The organism is Streptomyces sp. NPDC059668, from assembly GCF_042734135.1.
Lineage (GTDB): Bacteria > Actinomycetota > Actinomycetes > Streptomycetales > Streptomycetaceae > Streptomyces.
Window position 1 is genome coordinate 1 of record NZ_JBHWEL010000082.1, and the last position, 22,679, is coordinate 22,679.

Sequence of the window (22,679 nt, forward strand, 5' to 3'; positions counted from 1 at the left end):
GACGCCGTCAGCTTCGTATTGCCCACATTGTCGATCGCGAGCCTGGGCCGCCCCCGAAACCGCCCCTTGACCGTCGGCGGCACCAACTCAGCCCGCACCTCCACGAACGGAGTGATCGTCAGATTCCCCTCAGGAACCGTCACCGCCTCGGGATGCTCCGTCGGCGTGATCCGCACCGCATACGGATTGGGACCCGCCAACGCATCCGGAGTCCGAGGCGGCGCGAACGTCAACTCCACCGTCCCCGTCGTCCCCGGATACAACCGCAACGACTGCGGCTCCACCGACGTCCAGGGCGCCACCCCACCCACCGGCTCAAAACGATACTCGTCCACCACGTCGCCGGTATTGCGCAGCCGCAGCCGCGCTTTGGTACTGCCACCGGGATCCACAGTGCTGGAGGCAGGCTCCAGCGAAGTCCAAAGGCTCACCTGTCGACGCTATGACCGCGGGCAGGCCCCCGTCAGCAGGCCTCGGGGCACGGTGGGTGCCCGAAGGTCTGCGGCCGGCTGCCCTTTCCCGACGCCCGAACTGCCCTCCCCAGCAACGGGGTCGGCCACCCGCAGGAGGGTCAGGAGGGGTGGACGATGTCCCATTCCTGGTCGTCGGTGTTGCTACAGGTGAAGATCGTCAGCGGGGTGTCGTCGCCGCCGGTGCTGTAGCCGGAGACGTCAAGGCACAGGTGGTTGCTGGAGTAGTTGCGGATCCAGTAGTGGCCGCTCTCCTGCTTGTCGAGCCACCACAGCTGGTTGTCGGCGGTCGTGCCGTCGCACTGGAACTCGAACACCCCCGTCCGCGGCGGCTTGGCGCCGAAGTCGGGCAGGTCCACGCAGAGTCGGTCCTTGACGTTGCGGATCTGGAACAGGTCCGACTTCTCGGGCCCGCTGCCCTTCTCGCGCACTTCGAGGTTCCAGAGCTGGTTGTCGTGCGCGGTGCCGTCGCACACGAACTCCCTGACCGGACCGTTCGGTTGTCCCTTGTCGTAGCCTGGGATGTCGGCGCACTTCCTGGTCGTGGCGTTCCGCAGTACGACGCCGGACGCGGGCAGCGGGCCCGGCGACGCCTTCTTCTTCGTCGCCTCGGGACTGGCCACCGCACCGCCGCCTCCCCCACCGCCGTCGTCCGGGTTCTGCTGTGCCCGGGAGGGGGCCGGCTCCTGAGCGGGGGCCGAACTCGGCGCCGTCGCGAGGCTCGGGGTGGGCGCGGGGAGGGTACTGATCCCGGCTTCCTGGAGTTTTTCGGTGGCGGCGCTGCGGACCTGTGGCTTGTACGCCAGCCACAGCATCACGAACGTGATGGCCAGCGCCATGAAAACGCCGAGGAAGGTGGCCAGCCAACGCGGCAGGAACCCGCGCTGCACATAAGTCCCCTCGACCGGCTGCGCCTTGGTCCCCGACCGCTGAATGGCCAGCGAATAGGGCCGCTGCTCCTTCGAACCGAACCAGATGATCTGACGCGGCCGCAACGTCGCCCTGACGAAAGCCGCCCGCCCCGGCTCGATCTGCACATTGCTCGGATGAATGTCGTACGACAGATGGTCCCCGTTGTCACTCCCACTGACCGACGCCGTCAGCTTCGTATTGCCCACATTGTCGATCGCGAGCCTGGGCCGCCCCCGAAACCGCCCCTTGACCGTCGGCGGCACCAACTCAGCCCGAACCTCCACGAACGGAGTGATCGTCAGATTCCCCTCAGGAACCGTCACCGCCTCGGGATGCTCCGTCGGCGTGATCCGCACCGCATACGGATGCGGACCCGCCAACGCATCCGGAGTCCGAGGCGGCGCGAACGTCAACTCCACCGTCCCCGTCGTCCCCGGATACAACCGCAACGACTGCGGCTCCACCGACGTCCAGGGCGCCACCCCACCCACCGGCTCAAAACGATACTCGTCGACGATGTCGCCGGTGTTGCGCAGGCGCAGCCGTACCCGCGTGCTGGCGCCCGGGTCGACGGTCGCTGACGCGGGTTCCAGAGAGGTCCACATACTCACCGTCGGGAGGCTAGCCGTGGTGACGGTGGCGGTCAGGAGTCACAGGGGAACGGTCGCCGGACGAACAGGCAGGTGAGGGTGCCCCTGCGGGCGGCGGCAGCCCGGCGGCGGACGTCCGTCAGCGCCGGGGCAGCGTCACTCCGGTGGCCACGAAGACGAACTGCGCGCAGGAGTCGGCGTTCCAGGATCTACCGGATGAAGCGGGCCGCGGGGAACGCACTCCGGGGCGACGGTGAGGGCAACGATGAGGGCAACGGTGCTGATGGCACGCCGGGTTGCCCCTGTGGGCAACAGAACTGCCCCCGGACAGGTACCGCAGGACGTTTCGGGGGACGCGCTTCGCGCGTGAGGGTGAATGACGTCCCATCTCGTACCCCGAGGAGAGCAGAGCATGCCGTCCTACCTGTCGCCGGGCGTCTACGTCGAGGAGGTGGCCAGCGGCTCTCGTCCGATCGAGGGTGTGGGCACTTCGGTGGCGGCCTTCGTGGGGCTCGCCCCGTCGGGGCCGCTCAACGAGCCGACGCTGGTGACCAACTGGACGCAGTACGTGGCGGCCTTCGGTGAGTTCACCGACGGGTACTACCTCGCGCACTCCGTCTACGGCTTCTTCAACAACGGTGGCTCCGCCGCCTATGTCGTCCGGGTCGGCGGCACGCCCGGCGGTGTGAACGGCGACGCGACGGCCCCGGCCGCGGTGACGGGATCCGCGGCGCAGGCCGCGCTGCCGCCCGGCGAGCCCAAGCAGCTCGGCACCTTCACGGTCAGCGCCGTCGCGGGCGGTTCGCTCAGCGTCGAGGTCGCCGACCCCGAGGGCGAGGGTCCCGCCGAACGGTTCAGGCTGATCGTCAAGGACGGCGAGAAGGCCGTCGAGACCTTCGACGTGACCGCCAAGAAGGGCGGCCGCAACTACGTGGTCACGCAGGTGAAGGAGCGTTCCAAGCTCATCACCGTGCAGGAGGCCGCGCCCGCGGCGCAGTTGGTCCGGCCCGACAACCAGACGGTGGCGCTCGCCGCCCCGTCGACCTCGTCGCCGGCCGTTCCGGCCGAGGAGCGGGACGGTCACCCCGGCCCCGCGCAGTACCTCGGCGACTCGGCCGACCGCACCGGCTTCGGCGGCCTGGAGGCCGTGGACGAGGTGTCGATGGTCGCCGTGCCCGACCTGATGGCCGCCTACCAGCGCGGCGCGATCGACCTGGAGGCCGTCAAGGCCGTCCAGCTCGGCCTGATCGCGCACTGCGAGCTGATGGGCGACCGGGTCGCGGTCATCGACCCCCCGCCGGGCCTCAACGCCCGCCAGATCCGCGTCTGGCGTCAGGAGACGGCCGGCTACGACTCCAAGTACGCCGCCCTCTACTACCCCTGGATCAAGGCTTTCGACCCGGCGACCGGCCAGACCAGGATGATCCCGCCGAGCGGTCACGTCGCCGGCATCTGGGCCCGCAACGACTCCGAGCGCGGCGTGCACAAGGCTCCCGCCAACGAGGTCGTACGCGGGGCGGTCGACCTGGAGCTGCAGATCACCCGCGGCGAGCAGGACCTGCTCAACCCCATCGGCGTCAACTGCATCCGCGCCTTCCCCGGCCGCGGCATCCGCGTCTGGGGCGCCCGCACCATGTCCTCGGACCCGGCCTGGCGCTACCTCAACATCCGCCGGTACTTCAACTACCTGGAGGAGTCGATCCTGATCGGCACCCAGTGGGTGGTGTTCGAGCCGAACGACCACGCGCTGTGGGCCCGGATCCGGCGCAACGTGTCCGCCTTCCTGGTCAACGAATGGCGCAACGGCGCCCTCTTCGGCTCGCGGCCCGAGGAGGCGTACTACGTCAAGTGCGACGAGGAGACCAACCCTCCGGAGTCGGTCGACCTCGGCCGGGTCATCTGCGAGATCGGCATCGCGCCCGTCAAGCCCGCCGAGTTCGTGATCTTCCGGCTGGCCCAGTTCTCCAGCGGGAACGGCGAGTTGGAGGAGTAGTCCGCGCACCGGCGGTCCGCACCGACGTGACCGTCCCGGCGGTCGCCCGCCGCTCCCCGTACGTACCAGAACCATCAGAAGGACAGAGAACAGATGAGTCTCCAGCCGGGTGACGCCCTCACATCGCACAATTTCGGCCTGCAGATCGACGGTGTCATGGTCGAGTATCTCGCCGAGGTCAGCGGCCTCAGCATCGAGCAGGACGTCATCGAGTACCAGCAGGTCTCCTCGCAGGGCATCCCCGTCACCAAGAAGCTGCCGGGGGTGAAGAAGGCCGGCACCTGCACGGTGGTGCGCGGTATGACCCAGTCGGCCGCCTTCAACCAGTGGATCACCGAGTCCGTGGCCGGTCAGATGAGCACCGCCCGCAAGAACGCCACCATCATGGTGATGGACTATCAGAACAACCCGGTCAAGCGGTACAACATGCGCAACGCCTGGTGCAGCAAGATCGACACCAGCACCGTCAAGGCCGGCGAGGCCGCCGCGCTCACCGAGACCGTCACGATCACCTTCGAAGAACTGGTCATCGAGTAATGCGCCGTACGTCTCCCAGGACGGCCTCGGCCGCGGCCGTCGCCGGACCGGCGCCGGAGACGGAAGCCTGGGCGGAGCCGGAGCAGACCGCTGCTCCGGCCCCGGCCCCGGCCCCGGCCGCGTCACCCCAACCCCTGCGCACCGAGTTCGAGTTCGAGCTGCCGCGCGGATACGTCGACGACTCCGGCACCGTGCACCGCCTCGGCGTGATGCGGCTCGCCACCGCGCGGGACGAGCTGATCCCGCTCCGGGACATGCGCGTCCAGGAGAACCCGGCGTACCTGTCCGTCGTCCTCCTCGGCCGGGTCATCACCCGGCTCGGCACGCTGCCCCTCGTGCACGACGGGGTGGTGGAGAACATGTTCGCCTCCGACCTCGCGTTCCTCCAGGACTTCTACCGCCAGGTCAACGCCGAGGGTCACACCCGTGCAGCCGTCACCTGCCCGCACTGCGAGGAGCCGTTCGAGGTCGAACTCGGCGGGAGCCGCCTGGGGGAATCGTGACGTACGCGACCGACCGCATCCACGAGGAGATCGCGTACATCGCCTACCACTTCCACTGGAATCTGGAGACCATCCTGGACCTCGAACACCGCGACCGGCGCCGCTACACGGAACAGATCGCGGCGCTCGTCCAGCGCGGCGCCGGGGAGAGGTGACGCGGCGTGGGCGTCTTTGACCGGCTACGGGGTGGCGGACGGGACCGGGGCACGAGCGGCGCTACCGCCGCGGGCCGGGCCGCTGTCCCCATTGCGGGTGACGGCCCGGCCCCGGGGGTCGGTGGCAGTGTGCCGCCGAGTGCGGGATCCGGGGCGAGCGGTGGCGGCGAGGAGGGCGGGGAGCGCGTGGTACGGGCCGCCGCCTGGCCCTCGCTGCCCCCCATCCAGCGGGCCACCGCCGGCCGGGGCTCCGTCGCCGACTCCGGGTTCGGGGGCCGGCTGACGACCTGGCAGAACCCGTCCTTCACCGGCACGCTCTCGCACGCCGTGCTGGACGGCGCGCCCGGCGGTCTGGTGCGGGGTGTGCTCGCCACCCCGGCGCTGCCCGCCTCCGGTCTCGAACTCCCCTCCCTCTCCCTGCCGGTGGCGACGCCCGCGGAGACGGCCGACCGTGCCGGACCGTCGTCCGCGCGGCACGCGGACCTCCCGGTCACGGCGACCGGGCCGACGGGCCCGAGGGTGACCGCCGTACCGGTCCCGGCCACCCGGCCTCCGGCGCCGACCGGACTGACCAGGGCACCGGCCGGGCCTTCGGTACAGCGACGGGCGCTGCCGGTGGTGACACCGTCCGTGCCACGCCGTACCGCGACCGACCCCTCGGCGGCGCCCGCTTCGCCGTCCGCGGGCGTGCCCCGGGCCGGCTCCCTGTCCCCGCACGTCTCGTCGCCGGCCACGGCTCCCACGGACGGGCCCACCCCCGCTCCCCCGGCCTCCGGCCTGCCGGTCACCTCCGCCGGGCCGCCTCCCGCGGTCCCAGGTCCCGTACACCCGGCGCGCGGCGGTTCCGCGCCGGACGCGGGACCGGCCGCCCCTGCCGCTTCCGTCCCGCCGTCCTCGTACGGCGGCGCCACCATGGACCCCGGCCCGCCGGTCCAGCGTCGTACATCCGGCGGCTCGGAGCGTACGGTTCCTGGCGCGCCCGTGGTCAACGGCTCGGCCACGCCGAAGCCGCCGGCCGACGTCCCCACCGTGGGCAGGCCGCGGCGGCGCTCCGCCCTGGGCGCGCCCCTGCCCTCCCCTCCGGCGGACCCGGCACCGCCCGTACGGCTCGACCCGCCCGTAGCGGGGCCGGATTCGGGACACCCGGTGCCGGTACACAGGACGGGGACCCCGGCGGGGCGGACGGGAGCGTCCGGCGACGGACCCACCTCGGGCGCTCCGTCCGCCGGGGCGGGCCCCCGGTCCGAACCCACGGTCGCCGGGCCGCCGGTGCAACGCGCCGTCTCCTCCGCCTCCCCGGTCCCGGCCTCGTCCGGTGCCCCCGGCACCGACGGCGACCGGCATCGTCCTCGCGGGCGGAACAGCTCGGCACAGGTGTCCGCTCCGCCCGTGGCGTCGCCTCCGCCCGCACGCGCGCTCACCCCGGCACGCGCGTTGACCTCGGCCCTGCCCGCCACACCCCCGGCCACCACGGTCCAGCGCCGGACCGCGCCCAAGGCCGTACCCCTGCGCCGCACCACGCCCGCGGACGGGCATCCGGAAGGTGGCAGTTCAGGACGCGGGACTTCGGCCTCGCGCGGCGAGCACTCCGGGGGCGCCGCGCCGGGGCCGCGAGACGGCATCACCGGGGCCGCGCCGGGGCCCGGTGGTGCCGTGACCGCGACGGCTCCGGCCGTCCAGCGCTCGCTCGCGACCGGAACCGCCGCACCCGCTGGCGGACCCGTGCTCCGGCGTCCCAGCACCTCGGGGGCGGCGACTTCGCCGACGGGTACGGGTCTGCCCGGCACCACCGGTGCCGCGGTCCGGCGTGCGGTACCCGGACACGGGGCGGGTGGAGGCGTTGGCCCGGCCGCACGGGTCGGCACCCAACGGGCCGCGGCCACCGGCGCGGTCACCCCCGGGGCCGGCTCGGCGGCCCCCGTCGCTCCGGTGATCCAGAGGCTCACCACGTCATCCCCCACAGCCGATCGGTCGCGGGTCGGTCCCCCGTCGGCGCAGAACCGGCCGACGGCCGGAATTCCAGTGATCTCGCCCGCCACCGGTGCGACGCTCCCCGGCTCACCGGTCGCGGGTACCGCTCCCTCCGTCGCCCAGCCGTCCGGCCTCGCCGTGACCGGCCCCCGACCTGGCGGTCCCGTCGCACCCGTCGGTCGGGCGTCCACGCCCCGTGCCGGAGCGGCGGCGGCCGGCCCGTCGGCGGTCGGCGCGCCCGCCGTCCAACGCGTCACCGCGTCCGCCTCGGCCTCCGGCCCCGCAGCGCGTGCCTCCTCGTCGCCGCGGCCCGTCGTCGCGCACCCGTCGGCCTCCTCGGCGGCCGGTGCACCGACATCGCCCGTTCCGGACACCTCCACGCCCGGCGCCGATGCCCCCGCCGTGGGCCTTTCCGGCGCCGGCCGTACGGACCCCGCGGCGGCCGGCGCCCCGTTCGGCCCGCGTCCTGGCGGCACCCCGCACACCCCGGGTCGTACCGGCGGCCCCGACGTGCCCGCCGTGCAGAGGTCGGTCGGCGACAGGCTCGCCCGGCCCGCCGGTGGTCCCGCGCCGCGAGGTCAACAGGTGCTCTCCAGCACGCCGTCGGGCACGGACCCGCTGTCGGGCACGGCTCCTTCCGCGTCGACCGAGGAGTCCTCCGCCCGGCGGCCCGGTCCCTCGGCACCCGAACCTCCGGAGGCGGCGACGCGGCGACACACCGCTCCCCGTCCCGGCCCCGTTGCGCACGGCACGCCCGTGCAGCGGCTCGGTCTGGGCGCGCCCGTCGTACAGCGACTCGCCACCGCGCCCGAGGCGTCCGGCGGCGTGCTGTCGCTCCCGCTCTCGGGCACACCCCACGGCACTCCGCCGCGGGCGACCGGCACGCCGGGTCCCCTGCCGGTCTCCGGCGCAACCGCCCCTGATCCAGGGTTGGTTCAGCGGTCGACGCCTCGCGTCTCTCCGCCGCGCACACTCCCCGCGGCCGGCCTCCCCGTGGCCGTCACCGGTCCGGCGGGCCGGAGCGACAGCCCCGTCGTACAGCGACTCACCACGCCGGGCACGCCCACGCTCCCGTCGGCACGTCCGCGGACGCCAGCTGCACGGCCCGACGACCACGGCGGCGCACCGCTCCGCACGGTGTCCGACCCGAACAGCGCCCCCGGCAGGACGAGTCCGCCCGCTTCCCCCGGACCAGCCGGACCGGCCGGTCCGGTCGCCACGGCGCCTCCGACGAGCTCCAGGAACCGCACGGGTCCGACGCCCCGAACGGCCGTCCCCCTCACCGCGGTTCCCGCCGTCCCGCCCCTGGCCCTCCCGGTGCAGCGTGCCTCGGTGGCCCCGCCCCCGCCGACCGCCCCGACCCCGGTCCCACCTCCCGCGACCCCGCATGTCCAGCGGGTCGTCAACCCGACGTCACCGCCTCCGCCACCCCCTCCGACCGGTCCCCCGCCCGCGTACTCCGCGAGTGAACCCCCGTCCTCGTCCTCGAACTCGGGGAACCGGGGCGGGGAGAGCGAGCAGGCCCCGCCCGCGTACACCCCCGTCGACTTCAACCCCCGTGCCCTGACCCCCGGTCAGATCGACGAGCTGACGCACAAGCTGGCGGGACCGATCACCCGCCTGCTGCGGACCGAACTCCGCCTCGAACGCGAGCGGATCGGCAAGCTGCGCGATCCCCGCCGCTGATCTCCCCCACCCCGTACGTCCGTTCCGAGAAAGGCCCACCCCCGATGCCCACCGATCTCGACCCGGGATCCACCATCTTCTTCACCCTCACGATCGACGGCGAGAGCCTCGGCTACTTCAACGGGTGCGAAGGACTCTCGTCGCAGGTGGAGATCGAGCAGCGCCAGGAGGGCGGCAACAACGGGTTCGTGTGGCAGCTTCCGTCCCGTGTGACCTTCTCCAACATCCGCCTGACCCGCCCGCTCACCCCCGACACCTCCAAGGTCGCCGCCTGGATCTCGTCGGTGACGACGGGCGTCGAACGGCCCACCGCGCAGATCGCGGCGCTGCGCGCGGACGGTTCGGAGGTGGCGCGCTGGGGGCTGATCGACGTACTGCCGGTGAGCTGGCAGGGGCCGTCCCTGGACCCCGCCAGTCCGGGTGTGGCGACGGAGGTCCTGGAGATCACCCACCACGGTTTCACGGACTAGCGGCGGACCGCGGAAGGTCAGGAACTCGGGGACTTCAGGGACTAGGGGACGGCGAAGAACATGGCAGGCAAGGCAGGAAAGGGCAGCAAGGGCGGTGCGGGCAAGAGTCTCGTGCGTGCCACGCTGGCCATCCACGAGCCGCCCATCGGCCACAGCACGACACCGGGCGCGTTGATCAAGACGTTCAACTTCGACTTCAATCCCACGACGCTCTCCCTGACCCGCCGTGCCCGCTGGAAGACCACCCCTACGGCGGCCGTGCGCGACGGCTCCCTCCCGGAGTTCATGGGTCCCGAGCCGCGCGAGCTGACCGTCGAGATCTTCCTCGACTCCTCCGACGATCCGACCAGCAACTCGGTGCTGAAGAAGGTCGAGGCGCTCTTCTCCTGCTGCGAGGTGACGACGAAGAGCATCGCCGCCAAGCAGCCGTCCACGCCGTGGGTGGTCTTCCAGTGGGGGTCGTTCTCGACCGCGCGTTTCACCGCGTACGTCGGCTCCGTGGAGGCCAGTTACTCGCTCTTCGGTACGACGGGCGTGCCGATCCGTGCCAGCTGTCAGGTGCACCTGCACGAGATCCCCAGCAAGACCAAGGGCCAGAACCCGACGTCGGGGGCGCTCACGGCGCGGCGCGTGCACCGGGTCGTGGCGGGCGACTCCTTGCAGTCGCTGGCCTGGCGGGAGTACGGGAACGCGGCGGCCTGGCGTGCGATCGCCGAGGTCAACGGCATCGACGACCCGTCCCGGCTGTCGAACGGCACGGAGCTCGTGCTCCCGGCCGCCGAGGAGGTGGCTCTCTGATGGTGCAGGCCTCGTACTCCAGCGTCGTCCACGTCACGGTGGGCGGCAGCCCGCTCCCGGACAAGATCGCCTCCGATCTGGTCGCCTGCTGGGTCGACCTCGGGGCCGGGGTGCCCGGCGCGTTCCGGCTCACCTTCCGCGACCCGGACCGGCTGGTACTCGGTGACCTGGGTGTCCAGTGCGGCACCGAGGTGGTCCTCGCGCCGGTGGCCGACGGCCAGGGGGCCTCCTCCCCGCTGCTGACCGGTGAGGTCACCGGGATGGAGACCGACTACGACGGCACCGGGACCTTCACCGTCGTGCGCGGCTACGACCTGGGTCACCGTCTGATGCGCCAGCGCAGGGTGGCCGCCTACCGCAATCAGACGGCCTCCGACATCGTCCGCAAACTGGTCGCCATGAACGGCATCCCGGTCGGTGCCAAGGTCGGGTCCACCCGGACCGTGTACGACTTCATCAGCCAGGCCAACGTCACCGACTGGGACTTCCTGGCCCGGCTCGCCGACGAGAACGAGATGGTGATGTCGCTGGACTCCCGAGGGAGGTTCCAGTTCGTCAAGCCGGACCCGGCGTCCGGAGCGCCGTCGACGAGCACACCCGGCGAGAAGAGTGCCTTCGTGCTCCAGGGCGGCGTGGACGTGCTGCGCTGCCGGGCCGCGGTGACCTCCGCCGACCAGGTCGCCAAGACCGAGGCCCGGGGCTGGGACGTCGGGACCAAGAAGAAGCTGACCGCGACGGCCCCCGCCACGGCGAACGCCGGTTTCGCCATCGGCGTCACGCCGAAGGACACGGCGAAGAAGTTCAAGCCCGCCAAGCTGGTCGAGACCGACACACCCTACGACCGCCAGCCCGAGGTCAAGTTCGCCGCCGAGGCCCTGGCCGACGACGTGACCTCGTCCTTCGCCGAGCTGGAGGTCGTGGTCTGGGGCAACCCCAAACTGCGCCCCGGCGTCCCGATCGCCCTCACCGACGTCGGCAAGCCCTTCGAGGGCCAGTACACGGTCACCTCCGTCCGGCACGAGTTCGGCAACGACGAGCCGTACCGGACCTGGGTGACCGTCAGCGGCCGGCAGTGGCGCTCCCTGTACGGTCTGACCTCCGGAGGCGGTACGGCCACCACCCCGAAGCTGCCCAGCGTGGCCAACGCCCTGGTGACGAACGTCCAGGACCCCCTCAAGCAGGGCCGGGTCAAGCTCCAGTTCCCCTGGCTGGACGACCTGTACGAGAGCGACTGGACCCGCACCGTGCAGCTGGGCGGGAAGGGCGGCGGCGGGGTGTTCCCGTACGACGTCGGGGACGAGGTGCTGGTGGCCTTCGACCGCGGCGCCCTGGATCACCCGTTCGTCGTCGGCGGCCTCTACAACGGCAAGGACCGGCCGACCGTCGTCAGTGACGTCCCGCTGCACGACGGGATCAAGAAGCAGGCGATCCGGCACACCCTGTCCGACCGGAAGGGCAACCGCGTCGACCTGCTCAGCCAGCAGACCGGCGCGCGGAAGCAGGGTGTGCGCATCGCCTCCGGCAACGACAAGCTGACCATCAACCTCGACCGTACGAAGACCGAGATCACGGTGGACAGCAAGGGGTCCGTCACCATCAAGGGCAGCAGGTCGGTGTCGGTGGAGGCGGGAACGGACCTCACCCTGAGCGCACGCCGGAGCCTGACCATCAAGAGCGGTGGGCCTCTCACGATCGAGGGCCGCGGGCTCGTCAACCTGAAGTCCCTCGGCGGCGCGGTCAACGTCGACGCCGTGGGCGCGCTCAGCCTCAAGGCGGTCGGCGCCGCGACGCTCACCGCGGGCGGCACCGTCCAGGTCAACTCCATCGCGGCCGTAGGTGTCCGGGCCGTCACCATCCCCCTCCAGGGACTGGTGATGGTCAACAACAAGCCCTATCCACTGCCGTGATGGCCGAGAAGTTCGTCAGCAACAGGCGGGAGTCCCTCTGATGGCCGAGCAGTTCGTCGGATCCGGCTGGGCGTTCCCCATGCGCATCGGCCCCACCGGAGGCATCGCGCTGGTCAGCGGGGAGCGGGAGATCGAAGAGGCCATCCGGCTGGTGCTGGCCACCGCACCGGGCGAGCGGCCGATGCGGCCCGAGTTCGGCTGCGCCATCCACGATCTGGTGTTCTCCCCGGTCAACGAGGCGACGGCGGGGCGCATCCAGCACGAGGTGTACACCACCCTGGACCGGTGGGAGCCGCGGATCGAGGTCAACGACGTCGAGGTGACGGCCGGCGCGGACCAGGGTGTGCTCTTCATCGACGTGCGCTACTCGATCCGTGGCACCAACAACCCCCGCAGTCTGGTCTTTCCGTTCTACGTCATTCCCTCCCACGAGGATCCCGACGCCCCGGGCGCGGGCAACTCCCTTGAAAGCGACCGCTGATGGCACTGCCTTCCCCGAACCTCGACGACCGCCGCTTCCAGCAGTTCGTCGACGACGCCAAGCGCTACATCCAGCAGCGCGCCCCTGAATGGACCGACCACAACGTGTCGGACCCCGGCGTCACCCTCGTGGAGACGGTCGCCCACATGGCCGACCAGATCGTCTACCGGCTCAACCGGGTCCCGGAGAAGAACCACCTGGCCTTCCTGGACCTCGTGGGCATCACGCTCTTCCCGCCCTCGGCCGCCCGCACCGACGTCACGTTCTGGCTGTCCGCGCCGCAGGAGGAGCCGATCGTGCTTCCCGTGGGCACCGAGGCCGCGACGCTGCGCACGGAGAGCGAGGAGGCCGTCGTCTTCGCGACCGAACGTGAACTGACCGTCGTGCCCACCGCGTTGCGTCATCTCGTGGTGCAGCACAGCGGGCTTCCGGTCACCGACCGGACGGCCGACCTCACCGAGGGCAAGGACGTGCTGTGCTTCGCGGAGGCGCCGAGTCCCGGTGACTGCATGCTCTTCGGCCTCACCACGGCCGTACCGCACTGCGCGGTGGCCCTGGAGCTCGACAGCCGGGTCGACGGCGTCGGTGTCGACCCGCGCCAGCCGCCCCTGGTCTGGGAGGCGTGGACCGAGGACGGCTGGACGGCCTGCGAGGTCGACCGTGACGGCACAGGCGGTCTGAACCGGCCGGGTGACGTCGTGCTGCACGTCCCCGGCGGGCACACGCTCTCCCGCACCGGCGGACAGGAGGCGGGCTGGCTGCGCTGCCGGGTCACCGACCCCCTGCCCGACCAGCCCTTCTACACGACCTCGCCGACCGTCCAGGCCGCGGAGGCGTTCACGCTCGGCGGCACGACCTCGGCGATCCACGCCGACACGGTCCTCGACGAGGCGCTCGGCGAGTCCACCGGGCTGCCCGGTCAGCGGCTGCGCCTCGCCCACTTCCCCGTCGTCGGGGACACCCCGCCGGTCCTGCTCCAGACGGCCGAGCGCGACGGCTGGAGCGACTGGGACGTCGTCCCGCACTTCGCCGCGTCCGGCCCCGGCGACCGGCACATCGCCCTGGACGCGGCCACCGGCGAGATCTCCTTCGGGCCCGCCGTCCGCGAACCCGACGGCACGCTGCGCCAGTTCGGCTCGGTGGCGCCCAAGGGCGCCGTGATCCGGGCCCGCCGCTACCGGACCGGCGGCGGCCGGGCCGGCAATGTGGCCCGCGGTGCCGTCCAGGTGCTGCGCAGCTCGGTGCCGTACGTCGCGGAGGTCGTCAACCGGGAGGCGGCCCGCGGTGGCGTCGACGGCGAGACCGTCGCCGAGGCGAAGACCCGGGCGCCGATCACGCTGCGGGCCCAGGAGCGGGCCGTGACCCTGCGCGACTACGAGGAACTCGCCCGGCGCGCCGCGCCCGAGACCGCCCGCATCACCTGCCTGGAGGGCGACGAGGGCGAGCACGGCGCCTACGCGGTCCGCGTCCTGGTCGTGCCGCAGGCGGTGCCGGACCCCGGCGGCCGGTTGCGGTTCGAGCAACTCGTGCCGGGCGACGCCCTGTTGCAGCGCATCACCCGCTATCTCGACGAACGACGGCTGATCGGCACCCGGCTCGCGGTCGGGCCGCCCTTCTACCAGGGCGTCACCGTCGTGGCCACCGTGCACGCCTTCCGCGGGGTCGACACCGACCGGGTCCGCCGCCAGGCCCACGACGCGCTCTACCGCCACCTCGACCCGCTCACCGGCGGCGCGAACGGCACCGGCTGGCCCTTCGGCCGTCCCGTCCAGTCCGGCGAGGTCTTCGCGGTGCTGCAACGCGTCCCCGGCGTCGAACTCGTCGACGCCGTGCAACTCCACCCCGCCGACCCGCTGACGGGCAAGCGCGGCGACCCGACCGACCGGATCGATCTCGAAGCCCCTTCCCTGGTCTTCTCGTTCGACCACCGGGTGCGTGTCATCGGCGACGGTTCATGAGGGGCTCCATCGACGGCCTGGAGTCGTCGGCGCCGATCGGCGCGATGCTGCCCGCGGTCTTCGCCGACGACGACCTCGCGCTGCGTTTCGTCGCGGGCCTCGACGAGGTCGTGGCGCCGATCCTGCTCGCTCTCGACTGTCTGCACAGTTACTTCGACCCGGCGCTCGCGCCGGCCGACTTCGCCCGCTGGCTCGGTACCTGGGTCGGCGCCGAGATCGACGGCTCGGAGCCGGACGCCCGGCTGCGCGCGGCCGTCGCCGCCGCCGCGTATCTGCACCGGGTACGCGGCACCCGTCGCGGTCTCGCCGAGGCGGTGCGGCTCGCCTTCGGCGCCGAACCGGAGATCACCGAGAGCGGCGCGGCCGCCTGGGATCCCCGCCCGCTCGGCCCGGTCCCCGGCGACCGCCGCCCCCGGCTGCACGTCACCCTGCGGCTGCCCGATCCGACGCCGGCGGACGAGTACCGGCTGGAGAGCCTCGTGGCGGCCGCCCGTCCCGCCCACATGCCCTACACGGTCCAGGTGACCGCTGCCGAAAGGATTCCCGAGAGATGACCACCCAGACCCCAGGCACCGAACCCGGGCGTGCCCCCGCCTGCGCCGAGTGCGGCACTCGGGCGGAACCCGGTCAGTCCTTCTGCGACGCCTGCGGCGCGGTGCTCGACTGGGCCGGGAACCCGGCCGCGACGGCCGCCGCCAAGGCGGTCGGTTCCCGGGCGGGGGCGGCGGCGGAGACCCGGCGCCCCGTCGCCGTGGCCCCCGACGAGGCCCCACCGGCCGAGGGCGAGCCGCGGTGGGACGGGTTCGCCGTAGGGGGCGCCGGTACGGGGACGGCACGTACGGCCCATGGCACGGACGCCGGAACCGGCGAGCGGCGGCAGTCGGACACCGGCGCTCCGAACACCGTGGACGCCGTGGACACGGACATCGCCGACGCCGGCAACAGCAACAGCAACAGCAACAGCAACAGCAACGAGAACCTCAACGGGAACGTGAACCACGGTGACGCGGCCCCGGACGTGACAGCCGGTCCGCGCGCCGCGGCGACTCCGGTCCACGGTGGCCCGGACCGGACCGACGACGACGTCCCGCGCGCCCACCCGGCCCTTCCCGACGCGTCCTCCACGGCCCGGTCAGGGCACGACGACGCGGCGGACACCGAGCCGCTGCCGTCCGCCGCCCCCGAGGTCTCCCGGGACTCCGCGGCCGAGCGGGCCAGGTCGCTGCTGGTGCCCGTGGCGGATCCGGAGGAGCGGCCGGCGGCGCCGTCGGTGGCGCCCGTGCTGCCCGGCCTGCCCGTCGCGAACCGCCCGCTGGTCCGCGCCCCGGGTGGCGAACCCGGAGCGGAAGGGGGTGTGCCCTGTCCGTGGTGTGCCACTCCGAACCGTCCTGACCGGCACTTCTGCGGCCGGTGCGCGCTGCCCATGGCCGGCGAGCGGCAGACCCCGGGCCGGCTGCCCTGGTGGCGGCGGCTGTTCGACTCCCGCAACGGGCAGACCCCGTGGGCCGGCGACCGCCCCCGGCTGCGCCGCGGGTTCGGACGCGTCATCAACTGGGTGGTCGGCGCGGTCGTCCTCACCCTGGTGGTGGTCGCCGCGATGAACACCGGTACGGCGGTGCAGGCGGTGAAGGACCACTTCGCCAAGCGGGCGCCGATCGGCCCCGACAGCTACAAGGCGTCCCGTTCCTTCCCCGGTCACGGCGCCGGCCTCGCCTTCGACAAGCTCAACAACACCTGGTGGGGACCAGGCGTCTCGCAGTCCGGGGACGGCGAGTGGCTGGAGGCCCGCTTCGCACAGCCGACCAGGCTCCTGGACCTGGTCATCACTCCGGGCGTCTCGACCCGCGCGGACCAGCTCTCCCAGTCGGCGCTGCCGCACCGCATCGAGGCTCGCGTCACCACCGCGAACGGCAAGACCAGCACGCGTTTCCTCACCCTCGACCAGGGCGCGGGCGGCCAGAGCCGCAAGTTCCGCGCGGGTGACGTCACCGCGGTCCGCTTCATCATCCGCTCGGCCTACGGCGCCGCCGCCTCCAAGCAGGTCTCCATAGCGGAGATCGAGTTCTTCGGCCCGTCGAGCTCCAACGGCTCCTGACCTCACCGTCGCGGCCGGGGCGCGGCCGAGGGCCGGTCGGAAACGCAAGAGGGCCTTCCTGAACCGGGACGACGGACCGCGTCGCCGTGTCACCGTGTCCCCGTGTCCCCGTGTCCCCGTGTCCCCGTGTCACCGTGTTCAGGGGTCCTGCCGTGGCCGGAGGAGGGCATCTCCCGCGCGAGGACCGTCGGTTCATGCCCCCGGCTCGTGATGTCCGCTCACGGGTCGGGGGTGAACAGGGCCACGCCGGGGCACGTTCGCCGACGGATCTCGCCGAAGCGACCGGGCCGACGCGGCGTATTCTTGCTCCGTTCATCGAGCGCGACCTCCCCGAGGCTCCCGCAGAACCGACCGGCCACCGCAGCTGACAGGACAGCCGAACACCCGTGAGTTCCACGTTGATTCGCTTGATCGAGCCCTCCGACGGCCCGGCGCTCGCCGCCCTGCACTCCCGGGACAGGCAGACGTACGCGCGCTGGCTGCCCGCGAGACCCCCGGAGTTCTACACGCCCGACGGGCAGGCAGCTGTCATCGCATCCCTGCTGGCCTCCCATGACCAGGGGCTCGCCTGGCCCGGCGTCGTGGTCTGCGACGGGACCGTCATCGGGCAGGTCAACATCAGCTCGATCCTGCGTGGCCCGTTCCAGAAGGGATTCCTCGGCTACTGGGTCTCCTCCCTCCACCAGGGACTCGGGCACACCAGCGGTGCCGTCGGCCTCGTGCTGCGGATCGCCGAGGACGAGCTGAACCTGCATCGGCTGGAGGCGCACACCCAACTGGAGAACCTCGCGTCCCAGGCGATCCTCCGCAAGCACGGATTCAGTTCCTGGGGCATCGCCCACGACCACTTCTACGCGGACGGCGCCTGGCACGACGAAGTGTTCTGGGAAAGGAAAATGACGCGCGGGCCCGCCTCCTAGGGACAGTCACCGGCGTTCGGAACCGGCGACACCCCCTGAACGTGCCACTCCATGGTCGAGTTCTTCCGGTTCTGGCCGAACTGGGAGGATGACTCCCGTGAAGTCGCCGCGGCCTTACCGTAGAGGCACGGCACCAGACACGAGGAGAAGCGCCACCCGTGCACGAAGCACCGATCTACGCCCAACTGATCTCCGAACGCGGCGACATACCGCTTCAGGTCCGCAACGAGGCACGCAGGATCCAACGCGAACTCGAATGGATCCTCAACACGGACCCTTCCTCGGGCGGTCTCCTCCCGAGGCCTTCCGGCACTTCGGTGCCGAACCCGCGCCCGCTGCCGCCGTCCCTTCCGCCCTCGCTTCCCCCCGGCAACAGCCCGACCGGTTGGCTCAGCTGACGTTTCGTAGCGTCACCGGTATGAGCGCACGCCGACGCCCAGTACTTCCCCGCCGATGTCATCGGCGGTGACCGGAGCACCGAAGGAGTCGGGGGTCGGCGCCCCGGGAGCCGTGCCACAGCGACGGCACTCGACGCGGGACGCCGACGGCACGTCAGTCCGTCGACGTCAGCCCGTCGACGTCACGCCGCCGAAGTCATGCTCCCGGGGCGGTACTTCATTCAGGACTGGGCCGTGTCGCGAAAGTCCCGCCTGCCTCGCGGCACCTGGCCCGCCCTCCGGGCGGACGACGGGACTTTCGCAACACGCCCTAGCCCCTAGCCCTTCGAGGACGCGCCGTCCTGCGACTCGTTCCCGTCGGCGCCCGTGTCCGGCGTCCGCAGGTACCCGGGCAGCTCCAGCCGCGTCTCCGACTTCTCGGAGCGGCCGTCGGAGTTGTTGCCGTTCAGGTTCTGACGGACCGAGTCCAGGATCGTCAGACCCTGGGCGACCAGGCCGGCCGCGATCTCGCCGAGGCCGTCCGCGCCGTTCAGGACGTTGACGTTGGCGCCCGCGAGACCGCCCGCGGCCTCCTTCACGATCAGCGGGAGCTGGTCGATCAGCATCCGGTCCAGCGCCACCCGGTCGTGCGAAGCCGCCGCCTCCGCCTGGATCTTCATGCGCTCCGCGTCGGCGATGGCGAGCACCTTGATCCGCTCGGCCTCCGCCTCGGCGGGCTTCACGATCTCGGCCACCAGCTGCTGCTGGCGCAACTGGGCCGCCTTCTGCGCCAGTTCGGTCTGCGCCGCGAGCACCTCCTGCTGTGCGTGGGCCTGCGCCAGCGGTCCGGCCTGGGCCGCCTGGGCCTGGGCGCGGTCCACCTCGGCCGAGTACTCCGCCTTCACTATCGCGGTCTGCCGGGCGTACTCGGCCTGGTTGCGCGCGGCCACCTGCTCGGCCTCGACCGAGGCCTGGGTGGCCTGGGCCTGCGCGATCTGGGCCTGGCGCTGGATGGCGGCCTTGTGCGGTGCCGACATGGCCTCGATGTAGCCGGTGTCGCCGTCGTCGATGGACTGGATCTGCAACGAGTCGACGATCAGACCGATCTTGGCCATCTCGATCTTCGACGTGTCCAGGACCTCGGCGGCGAGCTTCTGCCGTTCGGTGACGATCTCCTCGACCGTCATCGAGCCGATGATGGCGCGCAGATGGCCGGCGAAGATCCGGCCGGTCAGCACCGACATCTGGTCCTGGTCGGACAGGAACCGCTGGCCCGCGTTGATGATGCTCTCGTGGTCGTTGCCGACCTTGAAGGCGATCACGGCGCGGACGTGCAGCGCGATCCCCTGCTTGGTCACACAGGTCTCGGTGACCTCCGCCTCGCACATCGAAAGGGTGAGGAAACGGGTCTTGCGGAAAACCGGGAGCACGAACTTGCCGTGCCCCGTCACCACGCGGAACGGCGCGCCCCCCAGTCCCCGCCTGCCGCCCGAGATCAGCATCGCCTCGTCGGGTGCGGGAACGCGGTAACCGAACATCGCTCTACTCCTTAACCGGCGTCGGCGGGATCCCCGCCCAACGCGTCCAACGGATCGGCCCACTCGATGACGTCGACCTCACGGCATCCACGGGATTCGATCACAAGCACGGTCGCCCCGATCGGGAGGGGCTCCCGTGACCAGGCGAGGAAGGTCTCCGATCCGCCTCTCACCCGCACCAGGATCTCGCCGGGACCGGCGGCTCCCCGCGTGCCGACGAGGAGCTCCCCGATACAGCCGATCACGGCCTCGTCCTGCACCACTGCCGGCCGCCCCCAATCATTGTCGTTCTGCTTCCGACCTTAGACCTCCCCACGTCGGACGCATACGCTCCGGTCGGTCCCCCGTGTCGCGGCCGGGGGTGTGGTCAGCTCCTGGTGAACCGGTAGGTCTTGCTGTCGGTGAGCACGCAGAAGCCGGGCGACACGACGATCACGCGCAGGGTGCCGGTGCGCCGGTCGTAGTCGATGCCCTCCGTCTCGAAACTGCCCGAGCAGGAGCTGCGCAGCGGGAGCTGGCGCAGGGCCGTGACGTGACCGGTCACGTCGGTGGAGCCGGGCTCCGCGGACAGGTCGACCTGCAGCAGCGGTTTGGTGATGCCGAAGAGCGCGCCCTCCGGGTCGTCGGAGGCGCACAGCAGCTGCGTCGACGTGACGAAGTCGCAGCCCTGGACGTCGCGCACCGCGTGGTCGAGGTTGATGGTGGAGGCCTGCGGGAGGTTGGCGGAGGGGGAGGTGGCGGGGTTCACCCCGGGCGTCGGGAACACCAGCAGGCGGTTCATCGTGCCCCACTCACCGGACACCATCCAGGAACCGTTCGGCGAGATGGTGTCGAAGGAGTTGTTCAGGGCCTCCCCGGGGCTCAGCGCGTGGACGTACTCCGACCAGGCACCGCCCGGTGCCTGCACCCGGTACATCTTGGCGCCCCCGGAGTCCGCCTGGTACGGCTCGATGTAATAGCCGTTGTACGAGGCGTCGGGGTCTCCGACGTGGTTCCAGCCCCGGACGGTGAGACCGAACGGGATCGTGCCGATCCCCGTGTACCGGTTGGGGCTGCCGGCCGGAACCTCGACCGAGGCGAGGCCCTGGCTCTCGGTCAGCGGATCGGCACGGTCGGAGCCGACCTCGGTCCAGGTGTCCGCGGCCGCGGCGGGAGCGGTGGCGGCGACCGAGAGGGCGGCGGCGGTGGCGAGGGTGACAAGACCGGCCAGAACGGCGTGACAACGTTGCCGGGCAGGCATGCGCATGAGGGGTGCTCCTCGGGTGGGGGGTGCTGGTTCCGGCGCACAGTCTGACCGGTGGAATTGGGCATGTACAGGCCAATGCGGAATCATTGGCCGTCCACTAACCCTCCGGACCACGGCAGTTGCCCTCGCATCCCCCTCGCACCGCGGTGGCCACGCCGAGTGCCGCGCACGCCCGTGACGGAGCACCGTTCGCCACGGTCGCGCTCCCGGTCCGGGGCGGGCGCCCGGAGGTGGGCATCCGGGCCCGGCGCCCACTCACGGGGGGGGCGTGGGCTCGACGGCGGGCACGGCCCGGACCGACTCTTCGCGCCCCCGGCCGACCCCACCACCGCTGACGAAGGCCCCCTCACCTGCCACCGGACAACTCCGCACGAGGATCACCTGGGGCCGAGGATCACCTGGGGACGAGGGAGCGAACCGCGCGGCATACGGTGGGCCTGCTCACCGGCGGCGCCCCCCGGCCGGCGCATGCGTGGATTCCGGCGCCGGCACGTGAAGGCCCGCGGAGACGCCCGGCGGAGAGACCGTAGGACGCCGATCGGCGCCGTGTGCGGCGGCTGCGGGAAGGTCGCCGTCGTGGAGTGAAGAGCCGGGAGGCCGCCGAAGCCAGGATGCCGAGGGAGCCAGGAGGCGAGGGCGGTGGGAGGCGAGGGCGGTGGGAGGCGAGGGCGGTGGGAGACCGGGACGCCGGGGAGGCCGGGCATCCTGCCCAACGGGCTCTGGGAGGCGCGGCGCGATTTCGCCCGCGGCGCTCCCACCGGCTCACCGGACGAATGCCCCGGCGACGCGCGCGTCCCCTTCTCCGGGTTCCGGCCGTTTCTCCGGGTTCCGGCCGTACGCCGTCGGTGACAGCCGCGACATCGGGGACGGTCGTACGGCGGGAGGGGCCGGCGCTGTCGCCCGGGGGCTGCAAGGGACCCTCGTCCGGGCGGAGTTCACGGAGGTGTCGGGGCCGGCCGTACGACACGCCTCGGGGCCGGAAACAGCCGCCGTCGAGGCCACGGGGAGGGTGGGTGCCGGCGCGGATGTCCGGGTCACGGCCGCGCGGAGGGCCGACAGCCGGCATCACGGACCGCTCACCATGACGGGGACCGGGCATGCGGTCCGACTTGGGGGGCCCGGAGCGCCGGGCCGAGACCGTCCTGCGGGCCGGCCAGGTCCGTACGGGCCCGGACGTCACGGGGTCGCGCGGAGTGCCCGACGGGCGGGACACATGAGGGCGCGGCCGGCCGGAATCCCGAGCCCGGCCGCGCACCGCCGGGCAGACAGCCCTGCCCGGCGGCCCTGGCGGATCAGCTGTTCGCGCAGGCGTTCCCGGTCGCCGGGTTCAGCAGGCCCAGCACGTCGACCGTGTTGCCACAGAGGTTGAGGCCGAGGTCGACGGGGATCTGAATGACGTTGCCGGACAGGAGACCGGGGCTGCCCACGGCGGCACCGACCGGGTTGGGGTCGGCGGCGGAGGCGGTCCCGGCGGTGGCGGCGAGGGCCACGCTCGCCAGTCCGGCGGCAGCCATCAGACGAATACGCATTACAAGCTCCGATCAGTCGCAGGAGTGCGGTTCCTCCACCTTCACCCGCGAAACCACCGACCGACATCGTTGTACGTCCGAACGGGTCGCCGGGCCCCGCGCACCGTCTCCTGGCCCCTGTCCCGGCACCGGCGGGGCGCCTCGGCGGCGCACGGGACGCGTCGCGCGGGGTGCCCGGATTGCCCGTAACGTGAGAACAGGTCAGGTGGAACAGGGAGAGATCATGTCAACGAGCCAGCCGGATTCGCCCGTGCCGTCCGACGAGAGGGCGACCCCCGACGCGCTGCTGCACACCGGCGCCGGCGGCGAGGTCACCGCCGAGGACCTGGTGCTCGCCGCGGGTCGCGACATCACCCCGGAGAACCTCGCCTGGGCCGAACGCAAGCTGGCACAGGAGGGGCCCGCGGCCCTCGACAAGTTGCTGCCCTGACTCGAGCCGCGCCCGGGCGGCGGGGGCGGGGGGGGCGGGGGCGGCGGGCGGGGGGGCCCCGGGCCGCGGAACCCGGGGCCCAAACCGGGCGGGGGGCTGATAAAAAAAATAAA

General features: G+C 72.2%; 20 protein-coding genes and 1 pseudogene. 15 read left to right on the forward strand and 6 right to left on the reverse strand.

The features are described from left to right. A pseudogene (locus tag ACFV2J_RS36050) lies at positions 1-431 on the reverse strand (hydrolase); the annotation flags it as partial. 140 nt (positions 432-571) lie between these two features. Beyond that, positions 572-1,993, reverse strand: coding sequence for an RICIN domain-containing protein (locus ACFV2J_RS36055; RefSeq protein WP_385442674.1), 1,422 nt, complete (start codon positions 1,991-1,993; stop codon positions 572-574). A 391-nt stretch (positions 1,994-2,384) separates the two neighbouring features. Between ACFV2J_RS36055 and ACFV2J_RS36060 the strand changes: the two genes are divergently transcribed. From ACFV2J_RS36060 to ACFV2J_RS36125, 14 genes are all read left to right on the forward strand, one after another. Continuing rightward, entirely contained in the window at positions 2,385-3,965 is a 1,581-nt protein-coding gene (locus ACFV2J_RS36060) for a phage tail sheath family protein (protein ID WP_385096953.1), read from the forward strand. A 93-nt stretch (positions 3,966-4,058) separates the two neighbouring features. Then, positions 4,059-4,502, forward strand: coding sequence for a phage tail protein (locus tag ACFV2J_RS36065; RefSeq protein ID WP_153286958.1), 444 nt, complete (start codon positions 4,059-4,061; stop codon positions 4,500-4,502). After that, a complete protein-coding gene (locus ACFV2J_RS36070) occupies positions 4,502-5,005 on the forward strand; it encodes a hypothetical protein (RefSeq protein ID WP_385096950.1) in 504 nt (167 codons plus the stop codon). Before ACFV2J_RS36065 ends, ACFV2J_RS36070 begins: the two co-directional genes overlap by 1 nt. Continuing rightward, entirely contained in the window at positions 5,002-5,160 is a 159-nt protein-coding gene (locus ACFV2J_RS36075) for a DUF6760 family protein (RefSeq protein ID WP_385096948.1), read from the forward strand. The genes ACFV2J_RS36070 and ACFV2J_RS36075 overlap by 4 nt, the downstream gene beginning before the upstream one ends. 3,303 nt (positions 5,161-8,463) lie before the next feature. After that, the gene (locus ACFV2J_RS36080) at positions 8,464-8,817 is read left to right on the forward strand and encodes a hypothetical protein (RefSeq protein WP_385442678.1); all 354 of its coding nucleotides are present in this window, start codon (positions 8,464-8,466) and stop codon (positions 8,815-8,817) included. A gap of 44 nt (positions 8,818-8,861) precedes the next feature. Then, on the forward strand, positions 8,862-9,287 hold the full coding sequence (locus ACFV2J_RS36085; protein WP_153286961.1) for a phage tail protein: 426 nt from the start codon (positions 8,862-8,864) through the stop codon (positions 9,285-9,287). Between the two features lie 60 nt (positions 9,288-9,347). Further along, complete coding sequence (locus tag ACFV2J_RS36090; RefSeq protein WP_385092225.1) at positions 9,348-10,085, forward strand: LysM peptidoglycan-binding domain-containing protein; 738 nt, start codon at positions 9,348-9,350, stop codon at positions 10,083-10,085. Next, positions 10,085-11,992: a VgrG-related protein gene (locus ACFV2J_RS36095; protein WP_385092222.1), complete on the forward strand. Its 1,908-nt coding sequence runs from the start codon at positions 10,085-10,087 to the stop codon at positions 11,990-11,992. Before ACFV2J_RS36090 ends, ACFV2J_RS36095 begins: the two co-directional genes overlap by 1 nt. Before the next feature lie 40 nt (positions 11,993-12,032). After that, positions 12,033-12,473 carry a GPW/gp25 family protein gene (locus tag ACFV2J_RS36100; RefSeq protein ID WP_385092219.1) on the forward strand — a complete coding sequence of 147 codons (441 nt, stop codon included), beginning with the start codon at positions 12,033-12,035 and terminating at the stop codon, positions 12,471-12,473. Then, entirely contained in the window at positions 12,473-14,431 is a 1,959-nt protein-coding gene (locus tag ACFV2J_RS36105) for a putative baseplate assembly protein (protein ID WP_385442685.1), read from the forward strand. The genes ACFV2J_RS36100 and ACFV2J_RS36105 overlap by 1 nt, the downstream gene beginning before the upstream one ends. Continuing rightward, positions 14,428-14,985 (forward strand): phage tail protein, encoded by a 558-nt coding sequence (locus ACFV2J_RS36110; RefSeq protein ID WP_266707400.1) that lies wholly within the window; start codon positions 14,428-14,430, stop codon positions 14,983-14,985. Before ACFV2J_RS36105 ends, ACFV2J_RS36110 begins: the two co-directional genes overlap by 4 nt. Next, entirely contained in the window at positions 14,982-16,526 is a 1,545-nt protein-coding gene (locus ACFV2J_RS36115; RefSeq protein WP_385092210.1) for an NADase-type glycan-binding domain-containing protein, read from the forward strand. Before ACFV2J_RS36110 ends, ACFV2J_RS36115 begins: the two co-directional genes overlap by 4 nt. Before the next feature lie 407 nt (positions 16,527-16,933). Further along, positions 16,934-17,446 carry a GNAT family N-acetyltransferase gene (locus tag ACFV2J_RS36120; protein ID WP_385092207.1) on the forward strand — a complete coding sequence of 171 codons (513 nt, stop codon included), beginning with the start codon at positions 16,934-16,936 and terminating at the stop codon, positions 17,444-17,446. A gap of 158 nt (positions 17,447-17,604) precedes the next feature. Then, positions 17,605-17,844 carry a hypothetical protein gene (locus ACFV2J_RS36125; protein ID WP_385092204.1) on the forward strand — a complete coding sequence of 80 codons (240 nt, stop codon included), beginning with the start codon at positions 17,605-17,607 and terminating at the stop codon, positions 17,842-17,844. Positions 17,845-18,161: 317 nt separating this feature from the next. Here ACFV2J_RS36125 and ACFV2J_RS36130 read toward each other — a convergent pair whose 3' ends face one another. The 4 genes from ACFV2J_RS36130 to ACFV2J_RS36145 form a co-directional block, all read right to left on the reverse strand. Then, positions 18,162-19,361: an SPFH domain-containing protein gene (locus ACFV2J_RS36130; protein ID WP_385097102.1), complete on the reverse strand. Its 1,200-nt coding sequence runs from the start codon at positions 19,359-19,361 to the stop codon at positions 18,162-18,164. 11 nt (positions 19,362-19,372) lie between these two features. Further along, positions 19,373-19,624, reverse strand: coding sequence for a hypothetical protein (locus tag ACFV2J_RS36135; protein ID WP_385097105.1), 252 nt, complete (start codon positions 19,622-19,624; stop codon positions 19,373-19,375). A gap of 104 nt (positions 19,625-19,728) precedes the next feature. After that, a complete protein-coding gene (locus ACFV2J_RS36140; RefSeq protein ID WP_385442690.1) occupies positions 19,729-20,607 on the reverse strand; it encodes a hypothetical protein in 879 nt (292 codons plus the stop codon). 1,292 nt (positions 20,608-21,899) lie between these two features. Next, entirely contained in the window at positions 21,900-22,136 is a 237-nt protein-coding gene (locus ACFV2J_RS36145; RefSeq protein WP_385095446.1) for a chaplin, read from the reverse strand. A 223-nt stretch (positions 22,137-22,359) separates the two neighbouring features. Between ACFV2J_RS36145 and ACFV2J_RS36150 the strand changes: the two genes are divergently transcribed. Further along, entirely contained in the window at positions 22,360-22,566 is a 207-nt protein-coding gene (locus ACFV2J_RS36150; RefSeq protein WP_385442695.1) for a hypothetical protein, read from the forward strand. Positions 22,567-22,679 lie beyond the last annotated feature (113 nt).

Bases quoted from the DNA above. Each gene is read 5' to 3' on its own strand.
- ACFV2J_RS36060 (WP_385096953.1), top strand. From the start codon at position 2,385: ATGCCGTCCTACCTGTCGCCGGGCGTCTACGTCGAGGAGGTGGCCAGC.
- ACFV2J_RS36065 (WP_153286958.1), top strand. From the start codon at position 4,059: ATGAGTCTCCAGCCGGGTGACGCCCTCACATCGCACAATTTCGGCCTG.
- ACFV2J_RS36070 (WP_385096950.1), top strand. From the start codon at position 4,502: ATGCGCCGTACGTCTCCCAGGACGGCCTCGGCCGCGGCCGTCGCCGGA.
- ACFV2J_RS36085 (WP_153286961.1), top strand. From the start codon at position 8,862: ATGCCCACCGATCTCGACCCGGGATCCACCATCTTCTTCACCCTCACG.
- ACFV2J_RS36090 (WP_385092225.1), top strand. From the start codon at position 9,348: ATGGCAGGCAAGGCAGGAAAGGGCAGCAAGGGCGGTGCGGGCAAGAGT.
- ACFV2J_RS36095 (WP_385092222.1), top strand. From the start codon at position 10,085: ATGGTGCAGGCCTCGTACTCCAGCGTCGTCCACGTCACGGTGGGCGGC.
- ACFV2J_RS36100 (WP_385092219.1), top strand. From the start codon at position 12,033: ATGGCCGAGCAGTTCGTCGGATCCGGCTGGGCGTTCCCCATGCGCATC.
- ACFV2J_RS36105 (WP_385442685.1), top strand. From the start codon at position 12,473: ATGGCACTGCCTTCCCCGAACCTCGACGACCGCCGCTTCCAGCAGTTC.
- ACFV2J_RS36110 (WP_266707400.1), top strand. From the start codon at position 14,428: ATGAGGGGCTCCATCGACGGCCTGGAGTCGTCGGCGCCGATCGGCGCG.
- ACFV2J_RS36115 (WP_385092210.1), top strand. From the start codon at position 14,982: ATGACCACCCAGACCCCAGGCACCGAACCCGGGCGTGCCCCCGCCTGC.
- ACFV2J_RS36130 (WP_385097102.1), bottom strand. From the start codon at position 19,361: ATGTTCGGTTACCGCGTTCCCGCACCCGACGAGGCGATGCTGATCTCG.
- ACFV2J_RS36140 (WP_385442690.1), bottom strand. From the start codon at position 20,607: ATGCGCATGCCTGCCCGGCAACGTTGTCACGCCGTTCTGGCCGGTCTT.
- ACFV2J_RS36145 (WP_385095446.1), bottom strand. From the start codon at position 22,136: ATGCGTATTCGTCTGATGGCTGCCGCCGGACTGGCGAGCGTGGCCCTC.
- ACFV2J_RS36150 (WP_385442695.1), top strand. From the start codon at position 22,360: ATGTCAACGAGCCAGCCGGATTCGCCCGTGCCGTCCGACGAGAGGGCG.